Here is a 16,370-nt window from a genome sequence, read left to right as displayed (position 1 = left end):
AAAAATGGGGCAGACGCAGCTCGTGATTTGAGCGGTCCCTTGGCGTGCGGCAGATCCGTGTAGCCGGATCATGATACGCAAGCTGCACCGGCCGCGCCAAATGAAAAACGCACCCGGGCCTTGCGGCCATCCCCTCGGCGGGCTCAAACTTTGCGGCTTGAACTTCGAGTGTTTTTTGCAATGAGCCGATTGAACAAACCATTGTTGGCCGCCTTGTGGCTTGTCTTGGGTAGCACCGTTGCACTGGCGGCAGACCCCGAGATTCATTGGCCCAGCGGCTGGCAGGTGGAGGAGGTGGTGGCGGATGCCGATGCGCCAGCTACGCCGTCACCGGTGTCGCGCCAGCGCGCGATCAAGAACGATGAGAACGGCGAGACGCTGATGGTCATGGAGTTGACGGGTACGCCGATCGAGCCTGGGCATGTGGTCAATCTGCAAGGGGTGTTGCTGGAGATGCGCAAGTCCATCCAGAAGGACTTTGCCCGCAGTGGTTATCAAAGTGTCTGCAACAAGATTCACTCAAGCACCTTAAGTCATCTTGAGGCGCTGGAAACTACCTGCGTGATTACCGAGAACGGTCGGCACGTGCTCTCGCAAACACTGGTGGGTGCTGTCGATACGAATAAGGCCTATGTTTTTTCATATGCCGGGCAAGCCGCTGCCTATGAGTCGAGCAAGGAAGAAGTCAGCTCGGTACGTGCAAGCCTGAAACTTTGATCGGCGATGGCTAGATGCCTGACATGGCACATTGACAGAAAAATCCATAACTACAGGACTGCGGTGTACAGCGGCTGTTCGGCGAATGTCTTCGAAGTGGAGTGTATTTCAAAGTTCACTTTCGCACGCGGCAGCGTTTGAAATCGAGGCGCAAAAACAAAAAAAGCCCCGCATCAGCGGGGCTTTTTATTAGTGCGCCTGTATTAGCCGCGCAGCCAGGAATCTACAGTGGCAGCGCCATACTGTTCTTTCCAGGCTTTCAAGCCGCGGTGGTTGCCGCCCTTGGTTTCAATCAGTTCACCCGTGTGCGGGTTGTGATACACCTTGACCACGCGTGCGCGGCGAGTTTTGGGGGCGGCTGCCACTTGGATCCCCGACTTGCCTGGGTTTGGATCAAGGATGGAGATGATGTCGCGCAGGCTCTTGCCGTAGGTTTTCATCAGCCCTTGAAGCTTTTCTTCAAATTCGATTTCTTTCTTCAGGCCAGCGTCGTTCTTCAGGGATTCCAGCTGGGCGAGCTGTTCTTGAAGGGCTTTTTCTGCGGCACGAAATTCGGCGAGTCTGGACAAAATATTTACTCCAATAGTGTATTTGGCTGATACCCACTGCAAACAAAGCTATAAGCCAAGAGCCTCAGCATGACTCGGTAAAAGTGGTTCTCCTGCCGATTCGGCGCAGGCAGGAAAAATTGTAGTAGTTAATGCGCCACGAGTAAATCACGTCTTTTGTATAAATAACAATTTTTCATCTGATGCTAGATGGATATTCAATCGCGCCGCAAAGATTTAATGAATGCGTCAAAAGGCTCCGGGCGACCAAACAGGTAGCCCTGCAAGAAGTCCACACCTTGCGCGGCCAGATAGTCACATTGCTCTTGGGTTTCCACGCCTTCGGCGACGATGCCCAAATCAAGCTTGCCGGATAACTCAATGATGCTGTCGAGTATATGCCGCGATAACGCATCGGCTCCGATCATGGCCACAAAGCTTTGATCAATCTTCAAGTAGTCAACATTGAAGTTACGCAAATAACCCAAGCTGGAGTGGCCGGTGCCGAAGTCATCAATGGCGATCATCACGCCCAGTTCGTGCAGGGCCTGGAACAGCTGGCGGGTGACCTCGGTGGGTTCGATCAGTTCGCGCTCGGTCAACTCCAGCGTCAACAGTACCTGGCCCGGCTTGAAGGCGGCGAGGAACTCCCGGCAGTCCTGCACCAGCACCAGGTCCTGGCAATGCCGGGCGGTGATATTGATCCCCACATGGAAATTGCTGCCCAGGCGATCGGCATGGGGCGCCAGTTGTGTGGCGACCTGGCGCATCAAGGCGCGGGTCATGGGCACGATCAGCCCGGAGTGCTCGGCCAGAGGGATAAACAGGTCGGGGCGCACCAGGCCTTCCTTGGGGTGCTGCCAGCGCATCAGGACTTCACAGCCGGCCCATTGAAGGTTATCGCCACGAACCACCGGTTGGTAATACGGCACGAACTCATTGGCGCCCAACGCCCGCTGCAGTTCGTGGGTGGGGGCGGAGGAGCGTTTTTGCACCCAGTGCGCCAGCACGCCGGCCAGCACGCCGAAAAACACCAGCAGGCTGAACAGCGCCGGGTAGCGGGCTTCCATATACCGCCAGACTTCCCCTTCGGGCATGCCGGCTTCCACGCTGTACGCGTAGCGCTGGGAGGCGAGGTGCTGGTGGGCCACGGGAAACTCCGGCGGCGCACTGTTTTTGACTTTTCCGTCGCTGCCCAACCAATTGGGGCCGACCTGCAACACCAGGTCTGCGTAGCGGCTGATCAGGCGCAGGGCATTGGTCAGGTGGTAACCGTCAATCGAAGCAAACGCAGCCTGGTCGCCCTCCACCAGCCGGTACACCAACAGGGCGGTATCGGGGGTGACCGGGTTGCCATTCATCAGCCACAGGCGACCCTCGACGTAGTCGTCAGGATTGACCGCAGACACGTGGGTGTCACCAAACAGCGAGGTGCAATAAATGGACTTTTTCCACGACAAGGTGGTTGCGCGTACAAAGGGGCGCCGTGTGACTTGCTCGCGCAGCGCCAGTTGCACCGCGTTGTCACAGGCCTTGCCCGCCAGCGGCAGCAGTTCCTGGGCGGCACGGGCGGTGTTGTCGAGCATCAGGTCGAATTGGCGCACGGCCTCGGTCGCCGTCTGCGACGTGCTGTGCTCCAGGGTGCGTTTGGCCTGCAGGTGCAGGATGGCCACTCCCAGCAGAATCGGCAGCAGGCCGCACAGGACCGTGATCAAGGAGCGGGCGGCGCGCTTGCGCGGACCTTTGAGGGTAAGTGGCATTTACGCAGCCTGTAGCAAAGTGAGGGAAGGGCCTGGTAGCGGCTACAGGCAGTACGTCTGAAGTAACAATGATAGTTGGTCTATGGCATTAGCAAAGCGTAGACCTAACGACTTGGCTAGTTGTGCGTGTTTTTTAATCTTGCCAAACTTTGCAACATATTTTGACGAGAAAAAATTGTTTGGTCTATTGCGTTGTTGCTTGGATCAGTGCATGCCAGAAAAAACTTCAGTCTCGTGAAGAGGCTGCCATTCAAGAACCAACAGTTTTGCTGCATTGAGCTCGAACTCGGCGGGCGGGCTTGTGCCTGCGCGTCGTCTGACCGGGGCTCGCCTTAACCCTTAGGAACACGTGTATGAAAAACCATGTCCTGGCGATTGCCTTGCTGCTTGCTTGCGGGCTTGCCGTACCGTTGGCCACTGCCGCCGATGGCACCATCACCCTGACCGGAGAAATCACCGGCACCACCTGCACGATCAGTGGCGGGACCGGTGGTGTCGCGGGCTCCGGTGCGAACTTTCCGGTGGTCCTGGACAAAGTGCAAGCCAGCGCTCTGCCTGTGCCTGGTCTTCGGGCAGGCACAGGCCGGGGTGATCATCAGTGGCACCCGGCAGATTTACCCTGAGCCGCGCAGGGAAATCACCGTGCAGGTGAGCAACGATGACGCACATGCCGCGCGCCTGGTGCAGGTGTGGCTGGATGGCGGTGATGCACGGCTGACTGCCGAGCACAGTGAGGTGCCGTTCACCCTCAGCCCGCCGGTGTTTCGCCTGGATCCGGGCAAGAGCCAGGCCATACGCCTGGCGTATACCCAGGAACCGCTGCCCAGGGACAGGGAATCGCTGTTCTGGCTCAACGTGCTGGAGGTGCCGCCCGCGACCCGCCAGCCGGAAGCATTCGCGGCTGCAGAGCGCCAGAACCAGTTGCGTTTCGCCTTTCGCATTCGCACCAAGGTGTTTTTCCGGCCCCAGGGCTTGTCGGGTAGCCCCCAGGATGCGCCGGGGCAACTGATCTGGACGCTGCACACCGGCAAACCGGCGGTCCTGCGTGTCTTCAACCCGTCGCCTTTCCGTGTGACGTTCCATGACGTCGCGTTGGTCGTGGGCGGGCAGGTGGTCCCCAGCGATCAGCAGGGCATGGTTGCCCCCCACGCCAGCCTGGATCTTGCCCTGCCACCCCTGATGCAACCCGCGCCCGTTGATCCTGCCGGGCATCTATCTGGGCAATAAACCCCTTGCGCCCGCCTGGGCATAGGGATTTGATAAGGAATACGGACAAAGCTGTTTACGCTGTGTAGAATCGGTTTACGCATACAAGAATAAGCGCCTGTTTCCATGCAGGCCTCGTCCGTCAGAGACGCCCGTAAGAGAATGACTCAACCATGAAGCTACTCGGGTTCCAACTCATCTACGGTGACTTCCTCGCCCGCAGCGTGCGGGGCATTTCCTGTGCGCCACCTGCTCACCTCATCCTTGCTGGCAATTAATTTACTTAATTCTAAAAAAGATGATGAGGCGCCAAATCATGGCAGATCTATACGAAAACCCAATGGGCCTGATGGGCTTTGAATTTATCGAATTCGCATCGCCGACCCCGGGCACCCTGGAGCCGATCTTCGAGATCATGGGCTTCACCAAGGTGGCAACCCACCGCTCGAAAAACGTGCACCTGTACCGCCAGGGCGCGATCAACCTGATCCTCAACAACGAACCCCACAGCATCGCTTCGTACTTTGCCGCCGAGCACGGTCCGTCGGTGTGTGGCATGGCGTTCCGCGTCAAGGATTCGCAACAGGCCTATACCCGTGCCCTGGAGCTGGGTGCCCAGCCGATCCATATCGAAACCGGCCCGATGGAACTGAACCTGCCGGCCATCAAGGGCATCGGCGGCTCGCCGCTGTACCTGATCGACCGTTTCGGTGAAGGCAACTCGATCTACGATATCGACTTCGTGTTTATCGAAGGCGTGGACCGCAACCCAGTGGGCGCCGGCCTGAAGGTCATCGACCACCTGACCCACAACGTCTATCGCGGGCGCATGGTCTACTGGGCCAACTTCTACGAGAAGCTGTTCAACTTCCGCGAAGCGCGCTACTTCGACATCAAGGGCGAATACACCGGCCTGACCTCCAAGGCCATGAGCGCCCCGGATGGCATGATCCGCATCCCGTTGAACGAAGAGTCGTCCAAAGGCGCCGGCCAGATCGAAGAGTTCCTGATGCAGTTCAACGGCGAGGGCATCCAGCACGTGGCGTTCCTCACCGACGACCTGATCAAGACCTGGGACGCGTTGAAGAAGATCGGCATGCGCTTCATGACCGCGCCGCCGGACACCTACTACGAGATGCTCGAAGGCCGCCTGCCAAACCACGGCGAACCGGTGGAGCAGTTGCAGTCGCGGGGTATCTTGCTGGACGGTTCGTCCGTGGCCGGCGACAAGCGCCTGCTGTTGCAGATCTTCTCGGAAACCCTGATGGGCCCGGTGTTCTTCGAATTCATCCAGCGCAAGGGTGATGACGGTTTCGGCGAAGGCAACTTCAAGGCCCTGTTCGAGTCGATCGAGCGTGACCAGGTTCGTCGTGGTGTGTTGACCACCGACTGATCCTAGCCCCCTGTAGGAGCCGGCTTGCCGGCTCCTACACCTTTCCCGTTCAAGCCCGGCGCTGACGCACCAGATGCTTGAACCCTTCGAACACCAGCACCATTACCGCCAGCCAGATCGGGATATAGGTCAGCCATTCACCCGGCCCGATGCTTTCCCCCAGCAGCAACGCCACCCCCAGCAACAGCACCGGTTCCACATAGCTGAGCAGGCCGAACAGGCTGAACGCCAACAGGCGGCTGGCGATGATGTAGCACACCAGCGCCGATGCACTGATCAGCCCGAGCATCGGGATCAATCCATACAGCCCTTTGTGTGCATCCAGCACGGCGAAGCCCTGTTCGCCACTTTGGACAAACCACAAGGCCACCGGCAGCATCAGCGCCATATCCAGCCACAGGCCGCCCAACTGATCGGTGCCCAGGCGTTTGCGCAGCACGAAGTAGATCGGGTAACCGATGATCACCAGCAGCGTCGCCCAGGAAAAACCACCCACCTGGTACAACTCGTTAAGCACGCCAATCGCCGCAAACACCACTGCGATCAGCTGCAGTCGCGAGAGTTTTTCGCCATACACCAGGCGCCCGGTCAGGACCATGGTCAGCGGTAGCAGGAAGTAGCCCAGGGACACATCTAGGCTGCGGCCATTGAGCGGCGCCCACATAAACAGCCACAGTTGCACCCCCAGCAGCACCGACGACAGCACAATCCCACCGATCAGCCGTGGCTTGCCCGCAAGCAATCGCAGCAATTGCCACACCTGACGCCACTCGCCGCTGACCACCATAAATACCGTCATGCACGGCACGGTCAGCAGCATGCGCCAGCCGAAAATTTCCAGGCCACTCAAGGGCGCAAGCAGTGATGTGAAGTAATACATCACGGCAAACAACACCGAGGCCGCTACCGATAAAACAACGCCTTTAGACACGCAGTCCTCGCCAAACCGATTCAAACAAAAGAGGGGGGGAATTTCAGGTGGGAATATATTGCTTTTGAGGTGAGACGTTTGCTCTGTTTTACGGCATCTTATGGGAAATTTTCTCACCTCCAAGGTTCGCCAGCATGCCCGTCAGCCCCCAGCTGCCTCTGGATGATTTCGACCGCGCGATTCTCAAGCACCTGCAACGCGACAACACCACCGCGCTGCGTGTGATTGGCGAACAGGTCAACCTGTCGACCGCCGCCGTGCAGCGGCGCATCAAGCGCATGGAGCAGAGCGGGGCGATCAGCGCGAATACGGCGGTGGTCAATCAGGATGCAGTGGGCAAGCCGATCACGATCCTGGTGGAGGTGCACGCCGAACGCACCCACATCGAGGACCTCGATGTGCTCAAGGTGCAGATGTCGATCCCCGAGGTGCAGCAGTGCTATTACGTCACCGGCGATGCGGACTTTATGCTGGTGATCGTGGTGGAGACTATGAAGGCCTACGAAACCCTGGCCCGCACGCTGTTCTACGAGAACCGCAATATCAAATGGTTTCGCAGCATTGTGGTGATGGACCGGGTCAAGGTCAGCCTGGATGTGCCGCTGGGCTGATGTGGGAGCAGGCAAGCCAGCTCCCACAGGGGCTCAGGGGCGGTGGATGCGCCCGGAAACAAAGTGCCCCACATCATTGAACCCCGGTGTCGACGCATGCCCCGGCGTCACCAGTGAGTCAATAAACGCCTCATCCTCGGCACTGATCTTCACATCGAGCGCCCCGGTATAGGCATCCCACTGTGCCTCGGTGCGCGGCCCGACAATCGCCGAGCTGACGGCCTGGTTGTTCAAAACCCAGGCAATCGCAAACTCGACAATCCCCACGCCACGGCCTTGGGTGTATTGCTGGATCTGCTGGGCAATGCGCAGCGATTCCACGCGCCATTCGGTTTCCAGGATGCGTTTGTCCTGGCGCGCAGCGCGGCTGCCGGCTTCGGGGCTGATATCCGGCGCGTACTTGCCACTGAGCACCCCGCGTGCCAGCGGGCTGTAGGGCACCACGCCCAGGCCATAGGCCGCCGCCGCGGTGATCTGCTCCACCTCGGCCTGGCGGTTGACGATGTTGTACAGCGGCTGGCTGATGATCGGCCGGTCGACCCCCAGGCGTTCGGCCACGCGCACCACTTCGGCGATGCGCCAGCCGCGGTAGTTGGACAGCCCCCAGTAACGGACCTTGCCCTGGCGGATCAGGTCGCCGATCGCCGAAATCGTGACGTCCAGTGGGGTGTCGTGGTCTTCGCGGTGCAGGTAGTAGATGTCCAGGTAGTCGGTGTCGAGCCGGGTGAGGCTGGCTTCCAGCGCGTTGAAAATGCGCTTGCGGTTCAGGCCGCTGCGGTTGGGCAGGCCATCCGGCGGGCCGAAGCCGACTTTGGAGGCGACGACCCAATCGGCGCGATGGCGGCTGATGGCTTCACCGACGATTTCTTCCGAACGCCCGCCGGTGTAGACGTCGGCGCTGTCGATAAAGTTGATGCCCTGATCCCAGGCCTTGTCGATGATACGCAGCGAATCTTCGGTGTTGGTCTGTTCGCCAAACATCATGGTGCCCAGGGTCAAGGCGCTGACCTTGAGCCCGGACTGGCCCAGTGTGCGGTAAATCATGGAGGACTCCTCAAAAGCGCAGACAGTTGCTATGCAATACCAGAGAGCAAGGCTCTAGAACAAGCCCGACGTCGCTGGCTCGGTGCCTACAACCGCGTTGGCCACAGCGTTTTTGCGCTGTGTTGCGCTTATTCGGCGAGCAGTTCGCCAGCGCGCGCCTGCAAGAAGCGATGCAGGACTTTGACCCGCTCCGACACTTGCAGGCGATGGGGGCACATCAGGTTGAAGGGCGTGGGCTCGCCTTGCCATTCGCCGAACAACGGCACCAGGCGCCCGGCCTTGATATCGCCGGCTACATCCAGGTTGGCCTTGTAGGCAATACCGTGGCCGGCCAGGGCCCAGCGCCGCACGATTTCCCCGTCATCACTGAGGTAGTCGCCGCCCACTTCGACCTCTTCCAGCAACGTGCCCTGGCGAAAATACCAGGTGCTGTTGGCCCGGCCCTGGCGCATGTAGCGCAGGGTGCTGTGCTGCGTCAGCTCGGCCGGTACCTGGGGTGTGCCGTGGCGTGCCAGGTACGCCGGGCTGGCGCAGGCGATACGGCGGTGATCGGCGACCACCGGCAGCGCCACCAGGCTGGAATCCCTTGGCACGCCAAAGCGCAGGGCGATGTCCACGGTTTCGCGGAACAGGTCGGCGTTGCTGTCGTTAAGCAGCAATTGCAGGCGGATATTCGGGTGTTCGCGCTTGAACTGGTCCAGCCAACCGAGCAGTACATTGCGTCCGAAATCCGAGGGCGCGGACAGTTGCAGCAAGCCGCTGAGGCTCTGGCCGTGTTGCTTGATCGCCTGTTCGCCTTCCGCCAGGGCTTCCAGGGCCACCCGCACGCTGTCCAGGTAGCGCCGGCCTTCTTCGGTGAGGCGCATGCTGCGGGTGGAGCGGGCCAGCAGGCGCATGCCCAGGCGGGTCTCCAAGCGTTTGAGGGCAATGCTGGCGGCGGCCGGGGTCAGGCTAAGGCTGCGGGCGGCCGCCGAGAGGCTGCCACTGTCGGCGGTGCGCACAAACACTTCCAGGTCAAGGATTGAGCTCATTTGTAAAAATCCTTTAAAGATCCTGTCGTTTTACCGGGATTTTTCCATGATTGCCAAGCTGGGAAGATGAACGCTCATTTTTTCAGGACGAGGCAGTTCCCATGACATCTCCCCTCAAGGGCCAAACCGTGGTGGTGATTGGCGGTAGCAGCGGCATTGGTGCCGAAGTCGCCCGACAGGCGGCATCCCGTGGCGCGCACGTGGTACTGGCCGGGCGACGCCTGTCGTCGACGGTCGACAACGGCGTGCGCAGCGAGCCGGTGGACGTCACCGACAGCGCCGCCCTGCAGCGCCTGTTCGAAGCGGTGGGGCGTTTTGATCACCTGGTGTTCACCTCGGGCCCTGCGGTCCAGGCCAAACACCTGCAGGACACCGACCTGCAACTGGCCCAGGACAACTTCAATGTGAAGCTCTGGGGCGCCTTGCGCGCAATCCAGCAGGCGCTGCCATTTCTCGACGAGCGCGGCAGCATCGTCCTCACCTCGGGGCAACTGGGACGCAAGCTGGTGCCGGGGCAATTTATCAAGGTCGGCATCAATGCCGCGACCGAAGCGTTGGGCAAGCAGTTGGCCAAGGAACTGGCGCCACGGCGGGTCAACGTGGTCAGCCCTGGGGTGATCGACACGCCGGCATACGCGGGGATGCCTGAGGAACAGCGTCAGGGCATGTTCGCCAAGGCGGGTGGGGCGTTGCCGGTAGGGCGTGTGGGGCAGGCGGAGGAGGTGGCGGCGGGTTATTTGATGGCCATGGAAAATGGCTTTATGACCGGCAGCGTGATCGACATCGACGGCGGCGGTTTGCTGTAAACACCGAACCCAATGTGGGAGCGGGCTTGCCCGCGATGGCGGCGTGTCAGTCAATATATAGGACTGATCCACCGCTATCGCGGGCAAGCCCGCTCCCACTTTTTTGTGCCGTGTCAGGCCTTCAGGGTCCGGGTCATGCGCAACGCCAGCACACTACCCGCGACGATCACGGCCGCCAGCAGGTACAGCGCCAGGTCGGTGGACCCGGTGGCGTCTTTCACAAACCCCACCACATACGGGCTCAAGAAGCCCGCCATCTGGCCCATGGAGTTGATCAAGGCCAGGCCGCCCGCGGCCGCGCCGGCGCTGAGCATGGCGGTGGGCACCGGCCAAAACATCGGCAGGCCGGTGAGGGCGCCCATGGTGGCGATGGTCAGGCCAAGGATCGCAATGGCTGGGGTGGTGGCGAAGTTCACCGCGATGATCAGGCCCACAGCGCCCATCAGCATCGGCACCACCAGGTGCCAGCGGCGCTCTTTGCGCAGGTCGGCGGAGCGGCCCACCAGCAACATGAACACCGCCGCCAGCAGATAAGGGATCGCACTCAGCCAGCCGATCACCAGGTTATCGCTAAAGCCCATGTTCTTGATGATCGACGGCAGCCAGAAGTTGATGGCGTACACGCCGCTCTGGATGCAGAAGTAGATCAGGCCGAACGCCCAGATCGCCGGGTTCTTGAATACTTCCAGCAGCGAATCAGTGGTGGTCTTGGGCTTGTTGGCCAGGTCGGTGGCCTGGTCGGCCTCGAGCACTGCGCGCTCATGGGCGGTCAGCCATTTGGCGTTGGCGAAGCTGTCGCTGAGCAGGAAGTAGGCGAGGGCGCCGAGGATGACCGTTGGCACACCTTGCAGCAGGAACATCCACTGCCAGCCCGCGAGGCCACCCTGGCCCGCCGCGAAGTGGTTGAGGATCCAGCCGGAGAATGGGCTGCCGAGCAGGCCGGACACCGGGATTGCCGACATGAACAGGGCCATGATCCGCCCACGGCGGAAGGTTGGGAACCACTGCGAGAGGTACAGCACTACGCCCGGGAAAAAGCCCGCTTCAGCGGCACCGGTAAACAGGCGCAAGGTGTAGAAGTGCGTCGGCGTGGTCACAAACAGCAGGCAGGTGGACAGGGTGCCCCAGGTGATCATCATCAGCGCAATCCAGCGCCGTGGACCGAACTTGGTCAACGCCAGGTTGCTCGGTACGCCGCACAGCACGTAGCCGATAAAGAAGATCCCGGCCCCGAGGCCGTACACGGTCTCGCTGAACTTCAAGGCGTCGAGCATCTGCAACTTGGCGAAGCCGACGTTGACGCGGTCCAGGTAGTTGAACAGGTAGCAGATGAAAATGAAGGGGATCAAGCGCAGGGTGATGCGCTTGTAGACGGCGTTTTTGTCGTCATCGTTGGCCAGGGTAGCGGCGGCGCTCTGTGACATGGCGTTCTCTCTTTATTATGATTTTTCGCGATGCGCGGGTAACGTTGATCGCCCCAAGAGTCTCGGTCACGGGACGGTGCCATGTCTTTGTGCCCCCGCACAGCGATCCATCCATTGCGCTGTGCCTTTGAACAATCGCGTAATGCAGCGCTTTCAAGGAATTTAGCCCCATGTTCGAACTCGATCATGACTTGGCGCAGGATATCGTCAATCGCACGATGGCCATTTTGCCCTATAACGTCAACGTCATGGACAGCCAGGGCCTGATCCTCGGCAGCGGCGAACCGGAGCGCATCAACACCCGCCATGAAGGCGCGCAGTTGGTCCTGGCCAACGGTCGCGTGGTGGAAATCGACAGCCAGACCGCCAAGCACCTCAAGGGTGTCGCGCCGGGGATCAACCTGCCGCTGCTGCATGATCGGCGCCTGATCGGCGTGCTGGGCATCAGTGGTGAACCGCAGTTGCTGCGCACCTATGCCGAACTGGTGCGCATGACCGCCGAGATGCTGGTCAGCCAGCGCCATCAAGAGGCGGAGCAGCAATGGCGACGCCAACGTTGTGATGATCTGCTGGCGTTGCTGCTGGCCGACAGCGGCGAATCGCCGCGCCTGGTGGATGAGGCCCAGCAACTGGGGCTCAAGCCGCAGTTGCCGCGCACCCCCTATCTGTTTGAACTGGGCCCGGGGCAGACCGCCGAAGCCCTGGCAGCCTGGCTGGCCTCCCGATACCCGGACAGTTGGTGCGTCAGCTCCGCAGAGTTTTCGTTGCTGTGGTGCCGCCCGGCGGCGGTGCCGATGGACAACCCGCGCCTGCTGGAAAAACTCGAGGCCTCGGGCTGGAGCATCCTGCGGGTCGCCGTGGGTGGCCAGGCCGATGGGTTGGCCGGCTTGCGCCGCTGTTATCGGCGGGTTGCGGACTTGCTCGCCTATGGCCGCGACGTACTGCCCCAGTCACGCCTGCTGACCCTCAACCGCTATCGATTGCCGGTGATGCTCTGGCGCCATCGCAACGACGACGCCCTCGATGAACTGCTCAACCCGTTACGCAAGGTCCTGGCCAAGGACGCCAACGGCCAACTGCAGGCGACGCTGCGCAGTTGGTGCGAACACGACGGGCAAAGCCAAGCGTGCGCCGACGCCCTGGGCATCCACCGCAACAGCCTGCGCTACCGCATGGAGCGCATTGCCGAATTGAGCGGTGTCGATCCCCTGACCTTGGATGGCATGCTCGCGCTGTACCTGGGGGTGCAACTGCTGCCGCAAACCCTGTAGGAGGCGCTTTTGTAGAAATGAACAACAAACCCCAGCCACGCTTGTGCATTGGACAGGCGTCATTGCCGGTGCCAACTGGCAGCATGGGCGTCATAAAAACCGGAGAAAGCCCATGAAAGTCATCATCGCCCCCGACTCATTCAAGGACAGCCTGAGTGCCGAAGGCGTGGCCCAGGCCATTGCCCAAGGGTTGGCCCAGGTCTGGCCGGATGCCGAACTGATCCAGTGCCCGATGGCGGACGGTGGTGAAGGCACGGTGGAGTCGGTGCTCGCGGCCTGCCACGGGCAATTGCGCAGTTGCACCGTGCAAGGCCCGTTGGGCGGCACCGTTGAGGCGCACTGGGGCTGGTTGGCTGAAAGTGCCACGGCAATCATCGAAATGGCCGAAGCCAGCGGCCTGCAACGGGTCCCGCCGGGGCAGCGTGATGCCTGCTCCAGCAGCACCTTCGGTACGGGTGAGCTGGTCCGCGCCGCCCTGGACGCCGGGGCACAGCGGATCATCCTGGCGATTGGCGGCAGCGCCACCAATGACGGCGGCGCCGGAGCCATGCAGGCCCTGGGCGTGCAACTGCTCGACGCCCAAGGCATACCCCTTGCGCGCGGCGGCCTGGCCCTGGCGCAGCTGGCGCGGATCAAGCTTGAGCAGTTGGACCCGCGCCTGGCCCAGGTGCGTTTCGACATCGCCGCCGACGTCAACAACCCCCTGTGCGGCCCCCACGGTGCCTCAGCGATTTTCGGCCCGCAAAAAGGCGCCAACCCACACCAAGTCGAGCAACTGGACCAGGCCCTCGGACATTTTGCCGACCACTGCGCCGAGGTGCTGCCCCGAGACGTGCGCGACGAGCCGGGCAGCGGCGCGGCCGGTGGTCTGGGCTTTGCCGCCAAGGCCTTCCTCGGCGCGCAGTTTCGCCCGGGTGTGGAGGTGGTCGCCGAACTGGTGGGCCTGGAACACGCCGTGCGCGGCGCCGACCTGGTGATCACCGGCGAAGGCCGCTTCGACGCCCAGACCCTGCGCGGCAAAACCCCGTTTGGCGTGGCGCGGGTGGCCAAGCTGCACGGTGTTCCGGTGATCGTGATCGCTGGCACGCTGGGCGAGGGCTACGAGCAGATGTACGCCCATGGCGTCGACGCCGCGTTTGCTTTGCCTGGCGGGCCGATGAGCCTGGAGCAGGCCTGTAGCGAAGCACCGCGGTTGCTGCGTGAGCGGGCGGCGGATATTGCGCGGGTGTGGCGCTTGGGCGCGCAACGTAGCCGCGGATGACAGCGCTTGCTGTCGCCGCCTACACTGCTCGGCCACTTGTCTTTCAAAGGATGAAACACAATGCCTACACCTGATTCCACGATCGTGATCCAGCGCTTTGCCGAAAGCCATCTCGAAGGAATGCGTGCGCTCTACAACGACCCGGCCGTGTGCCGTCAGGTGCTGCAGATGCCATTCCAGTCGCTGGAGGTGTGGCGCAAGCGCCTGGCCGATACCAATGAGCGACTGCTCAGGCTGGTGGCGGTGCAGGCGGGCGAGGTCATTGGTAACTGCACCTTGGAGCAATATGCGCGCAGTCGGCAAAGCCATGTCGGCAGTATCGGCATGGGGGTGGCCGTGGCCTGGCAGGGCAAGGGCGTGGGCACCCAGTTGCTGGGCGCGGCGCTGGAGGTGGCCGACAACTGGATGAACCTGCACCGGGTGGAACTGACGGTGTATGTCGACAACGAGCCGGCCCAGGCGTTGTACCGCAAATTCGGTTTCGAGACTGAAGGCCGGCTGCGCGATTACGCTGTGCGCGACGGCGTATTTGTCGACGCCCTGAGCATGGCCCGCCTGCGTCAGACCGCCTGATCCCTCAGGGCAAACGCCACCGCAGCCTGTGCATGCAGCTCGGTGGTGTCGAGCAACGGCAGGTGGCTGTGCTCGGGTTTGATCAGCAGGCCAATTTCGGTACACCCCAGGATAATCGCCTGGGCACCACGGGCTGCGAGGTTGGCAATGGCCTGCTGGTAAACCTGGCGTGAGGCTTCGCTGATCACCCCGACGCACAACTCTTCATAAATGATCCGGTGCACGGCGTGGCGTTCTGCTGCGTCGGGCACCAGCACGTTCAAGCCCTGGGTTGCCAGGCGTGCCTTGAGAAAATCCTGTTCCATGGTAAACGCGGTACCCAGCAGGCCGACGGTCAGGGTATCGGCCTTGACTGCCGCCGCGCCGGCCGCATCGGCAATATGCAGAAACGGCAGCGATACGGCGGCTTCGATCTGTGGCGCCAGCAGATGCATGGTGTTGGTACACAGCACGATGCAGTCGGCGCCACCGGCTTGCAGGCGGCGCGCGGCGTCTTGCAGGATCAGCGCAGCGTCATCCCAGCGCCCGGCGTGCTGGGCCTGTTCCACCGGACCGAAGTCGACGCTGTACAGCAGGATTTGTGCCGAGCGCAGCGGCCCCAACCGGTCGCGTACCTGCTGGTTGATGATCCGGTAATACTCGGCGCTGGACTCCCAGCTCATGCCGCCGATTAGGCCGATGGTGCGCATGCAAAGCTCCTCAAGCGGATAGGCGAAAGCCACACCTTACCCAACCAGTGAGCGTTAGTCATACGCGGCGCTGCTGCATCTGCCATGATCGTTGTTTGCAGTCCCCGAGGAACACCGCAATGGACGATGTACAGCAATTGGGCGAGATGCTTCGTCACTACGCCGACAGCGAAGCGCACAAGCGCCAGCAGTTCGAGGTGCAGTCAGCCCGCTGGACCCAGAAAATCACTGAGCTGTACGGCGAGATCGAGCAGTGGTTGGCGCCGGTCAAGCGTGATGGTTTGCTGGAGGTGCAGCGTGAGGCTTATGTGGCGTCTGGCCCAAGCGTGCCGGTGGAGACGTCGACCTTCAAGACCGAGAAACTGACCATTCATATTGCAGGCAAACCGGTGGAGTTTGTGCCGGATGTGATGGGGGCGGGTGGGTTGATTTCGTTGTCGGTCATGGGGCTGACTGCTGCTCGCTACGGCAGTATTTCGCTGGTGTTGTTGCCGGGGAATGATGATTGGCTGTGGAAGAAAACCAATGGCCTGAAAGACCCGGACACGTTCACCTTTGATGCCAATTTTCTGGCCTTGCAGTTGCAGAGCCTGATTCCGCGCGAACGGGGCTGATCCCCGGGCAAATGTGGTAGCGGGCTTTTGTGGGCTTGTGTGGGAGCGGGCTTGCCCGCGATAGCGGTGTGTCAGGCAAGTGTTCCTAACCTGAGATACCGCCATCGCGGCGTGAGTCTCTACACCACTCTTTTCTGGGTTTGTGTACATATCCGTTGCTGCGGTAACGGCGGCTATTGGTTCCGCCCTTACGGCGGGTCACTTTTGGAAAAGAGCCCCAAAAGTAACCAAAAGGGCTCTTGCCCCACCACTCGGCACCTCGCCTTGGCTCTGTGTGCCCGTCATCCGACATTGATTTGGGGGGCCGCCGCGATGGGCCATCCATGGCCCAGCGCGGCTAACCCGGCGTCCTGCCGGGTTACCCCCCAAATCAATATCGGATGACGGCCAGCGTGGTTTAACGGGGCGCCTCAGATCAAAAGCAAAGCGAGGCGGCCTGACAGCCGACCTGATCGTCGAAGCGTGCGCATATACCTGTGGGAGCTGGCTTG

General features: G+C 61.3%; 17 protein-coding genes. 10 read left to right on the top strand and 7 right to left on the bottom strand.

The features are described 5' to 3' along the window. Window positions 1-180 precede the first annotated feature (180 nt). Entirely contained in the window at window positions 181-717 is a 537-nt protein-coding gene (locus HBR94_RS23470; protein ID WP_120732894.1) for a DUF4946 domain-containing protein, read from the top strand. 203 nt (window positions 718-920) lie between these two features. Here the strand turns inward: HBR94_RS23470 and HBR94_RS23465 are convergent, their stop codons facing one another. Next, window positions 921-1,286, bottom strand: a complete 366-nt coding sequence (locus HBR94_RS23465; protein ID WP_029294664.1) for a histone-like nucleoid-structuring protein, MvaT/MvaU family — start codon at window positions 1,284-1,286, stop codon at window positions 921-923. Window positions 1,287-1,483: 197 nt separating this feature from the next. Next, a complete protein-coding gene (locus tag HBR94_RS23460) occupies window positions 1,484-3,025 on the bottom strand; it encodes an EAL domain-containing protein (protein ID WP_115128123.1) in 1,542 nt (513 codons plus the stop codon). A 353-nt stretch (window positions 3,026-3,378) separates the two neighbouring features. Here HBR94_RS23460 and HBR94_RS23455 point away from each other — a divergent pair, with 353 nt between their 5' ends. From HBR94_RS23455 to hppD, 3 genes are all read left to right on the top strand, one after another. After that, a complete protein-coding gene (locus tag HBR94_RS23455) occupies window positions 3,379-3,648 on the top strand; it encodes a type 1 fimbrial protein (RefSeq protein ID WP_162947726.1) in 270 nt (89 codons plus the stop codon). Then, a complete protein-coding gene (locus tag HBR94_RS23450) occupies window positions 3,614-4,252 on the top strand; it encodes a fimbria/pilus periplasmic chaperone (RefSeq protein ID WP_346342851.1) in 639 nt (212 codons plus the stop codon). The genes HBR94_RS23455 and HBR94_RS23450 overlap by 35 nt, the downstream gene beginning before the upstream one ends. A 295-nt stretch (window positions 4,253-4,547) precedes the next feature. Then, on the top strand, window positions 4,548-5,624 hold the full coding sequence (gene hppD, locus HBR94_RS23445) for a 4-hydroxyphenylpyruvate dioxygenase (RefSeq protein WP_057440066.1): 1,077 nt from the start codon (window positions 4,548-4,550) through the stop codon (window positions 5,622-5,624). Between the two features lie 49 nt (window positions 5,625-5,673). Here the strand turns inward: hppD and rarD are convergent, their stop codons facing one another. Beyond that, window positions 5,674-6,555 carry an EamA family transporter RarD gene (rarD, locus tag HBR94_RS23440; RefSeq protein ID WP_057440120.1) on the bottom strand — a complete coding sequence of 294 codons (882 nt, stop codon included), beginning with the start codon at window positions 6,553-6,555 and terminating at the stop codon, window positions 5,674-5,676. Between the two features lie 134 nt (window positions 6,556-6,689). On the opposite strand from rarD, the gene HBR94_RS23435 reads away from it, so the two are divergent. Then, the gene (locus HBR94_RS23435) at window positions 6,690-7,166 is read left to right on the top strand and encodes an Lrp/AsnC family transcriptional regulator (protein WP_170045624.1); all 477 of its coding nucleotides are present in this window, start codon (window positions 6,690-6,692) and stop codon (window positions 7,164-7,166) included. A gap of 33 nt (window positions 7,167-7,199) precedes the next feature. Here the strand turns inward: HBR94_RS23435 and HBR94_RS23430 are convergent, their stop codons facing one another. Next, the gene (locus HBR94_RS23430; RefSeq protein WP_169960835.1) at window positions 7,200-8,210 is read right to left on the bottom strand and encodes an aldo/keto reductase; all 1,011 of its coding nucleotides are present in this window, start codon (window positions 8,208-8,210) and stop codon (window positions 7,200-7,202) included. 128 nt (window positions 8,211-8,338) lie between these two features. Beyond that, window positions 8,339-9,241, bottom strand: coding sequence for a LysR family transcriptional regulator (locus HBR94_RS23425; RefSeq protein WP_120732901.1), 903 nt, complete (start codon window positions 9,239-9,241; stop codon window positions 8,339-8,341). Between the two features lie 101 nt (window positions 9,242-9,342). Here HBR94_RS23425 and HBR94_RS23420 point away from each other — a divergent pair, with 101 nt between their 5' ends. Next, the gene (locus HBR94_RS23420; RefSeq protein WP_169990260.1) at window positions 9,343-10,047 is read left to right on the top strand and encodes an SDR family oxidoreductase; all 705 of its coding nucleotides are present in this window, start codon (window positions 9,343-9,345) and stop codon (window positions 10,045-10,047) included. Window positions 10,048-10,160: 113 nt separating this feature from the next. On the opposite strand, the gene HBR94_RS23415 is transcribed toward HBR94_RS23420, so the two are convergent. Next, window positions 10,161-11,471 carry an MFS transporter gene (locus tag HBR94_RS23415; RefSeq protein ID WP_032860575.1) on the bottom strand — a complete coding sequence of 437 codons (1,311 nt, stop codon included), beginning with the start codon at window positions 11,469-11,471 and terminating at the stop codon, window positions 10,161-10,163. A 170-nt stretch (window positions 11,472-11,641) separates the two neighbouring features. Between HBR94_RS23415 and HBR94_RS23410 the strand changes: the two genes are divergently transcribed. The 3 genes from HBR94_RS23410 to HBR94_RS23400 all read left to right on the top strand — a co-directional run bounded on the left by HBR94_RS23410 (window position 11,642) and on the right by HBR94_RS23400 (window position 14,576). Next, window positions 11,642-12,742, top strand: a complete 1,101-nt coding sequence (locus HBR94_RS23410) for a sugar diacid recognition domain-containing protein (protein ID WP_170045623.1) — start codon at window positions 11,642-11,644, stop codon at window positions 12,740-12,742. A gap of 112 nt (window positions 12,743-12,854) precedes the next feature. After that, a complete protein-coding gene (locus HBR94_RS23405; RefSeq protein ID WP_115128131.1) occupies window positions 12,855-14,003 on the top strand; it encodes a glycerate kinase in 1,149 nt (382 codons plus the stop codon). 60 nt (window positions 14,004-14,063) lie between these two features. Beyond that, a complete protein-coding gene (locus tag HBR94_RS23400; protein ID WP_115128132.1) occupies window positions 14,064-14,576 on the top strand; it encodes a GNAT family N-acetyltransferase in 513 nt (170 codons plus the stop codon). Here the strand turns inward: HBR94_RS23400 and HBR94_RS23395 are convergent. Next, window positions 14,564-15,265 (bottom strand): aspartate/glutamate racemase family protein, encoded by a 702-nt coding sequence (locus HBR94_RS23395; RefSeq protein ID WP_170045622.1) that lies wholly within the window; start codon window positions 15,263-15,265, stop codon window positions 14,564-14,566. The genes HBR94_RS23400 and HBR94_RS23395 overlap by 13 nt on opposite strands. Before the next feature lie 119 nt (window positions 15,266-15,384). Between HBR94_RS23395 and HBR94_RS23390 the strand changes: the two genes are divergently transcribed. Beyond that, window positions 15,385-15,879, top strand: coding sequence for a hypothetical protein (locus HBR94_RS23390; protein WP_057440074.1), 495 nt, complete (start codon window positions 15,385-15,387; stop codon window positions 15,877-15,879). Window positions 15,880-16,370 lie beyond the last annotated feature (491 nt).

Source organism: Pseudomonas sp. WS 5412, from assembly GCF_012985615.1.
In the GTDB taxonomy this organism is placed as follows: Bacteria; Pseudomonadota; Gammaproteobacteria; order Pseudomonadales; family Pseudomonadaceae; genus Aquipseudomonas; species Aquipseudomonas shahriarae.
This window is presented reverse-complemented; position numbering and strand designations above follow the sequence as displayed.

Bases quoted from the DNA above. Each gene is read 5' to 3' on its own strand.
- HBR94_RS23455 (WP_162947726.1), top strand. From the start codon at position 3,379: ATGAAAAACCATGTCCTGGCGATTGCCTTGCTGCTTGCTTGCGGGCTT.
- HBR94_RS23420 (WP_169990260.1), top strand. From the start codon at position 9,343: ATGACATCTCCCCTCAAGGGCCAAACCGTGGTGGTGATTGGCGGTAGC.
- HBR94_RS23405 (WP_115128131.1), top strand. From the start codon at position 12,855: ATGAAAGTCATCATCGCCCCCGACTCATTCAAGGACAGCCTGAGTGCC.
- HBR94_RS23430 (WP_169960835.1), bottom strand. From the start codon at position 8,210: ATGATTTACCGCACACTGGGCCAGTCCGGGCTCAAGGTCAGCGCCTTG.
- HBR94_RS23415 (WP_032860575.1), bottom strand. From the start codon at position 11,471: ATGTCACAGAGCGCCGCCGCTACCCTGGCCAACGATGACGACAAAAAC.
- HBR94_RS23460 (WP_115128123.1), bottom strand. From the start codon at position 3,025: ATGCCACTTACCCTCAAAGGTCCGCGCAAGCGCGCCGCCCGCTCCTTG.
- HBR94_RS23410 (WP_170045623.1), top strand. From the start codon at position 11,642: ATGTTCGAACTCGATCATGACTTGGCGCAGGATATCGTCAATCGCACG.
- HBR94_RS23425 (WP_120732901.1), bottom strand. From the start codon at position 9,241: ATGAGCTCAATCCTTGACCTGGAAGTGTTTGTGCGCACCGCCGACAGT.
- HBR94_RS23395 (WP_170045622.1), bottom strand. From the start codon at position 15,265: ATGCGCACCATCGGCCTAATCGGCGGCATGAGCTGGGAGTCCAGCGCC.
- HBR94_RS23390 (WP_057440074.1), top strand. From the start codon at position 15,385: ATGGACGATGTACAGCAATTGGGCGAGATGCTTCGTCACTACGCCGAC.
- hppD (WP_057440066.1), top strand. From the start codon at position 4,548: ATGGCAGATCTATACGAAAACCCAATGGGCCTGATGGGCTTTGAATTT.
- HBR94_RS23435 (WP_170045624.1), top strand. From the start codon at position 6,690: ATGCCCGTCAGCCCCCAGCTGCCTCTGGATGATTTCGACCGCGCGATT.
- HBR94_RS23400 (WP_115128132.1), top strand. From the start codon at position 14,064: ATGCCTACACCTGATTCCACGATCGTGATCCAGCGCTTTGCCGAAAGC.
- HBR94_RS23470 (WP_120732894.1), top strand. From the start codon at position 181: ATGAGCCGATTGAACAAACCATTGTTGGCCGCCTTGTGGCTTGTCTTG.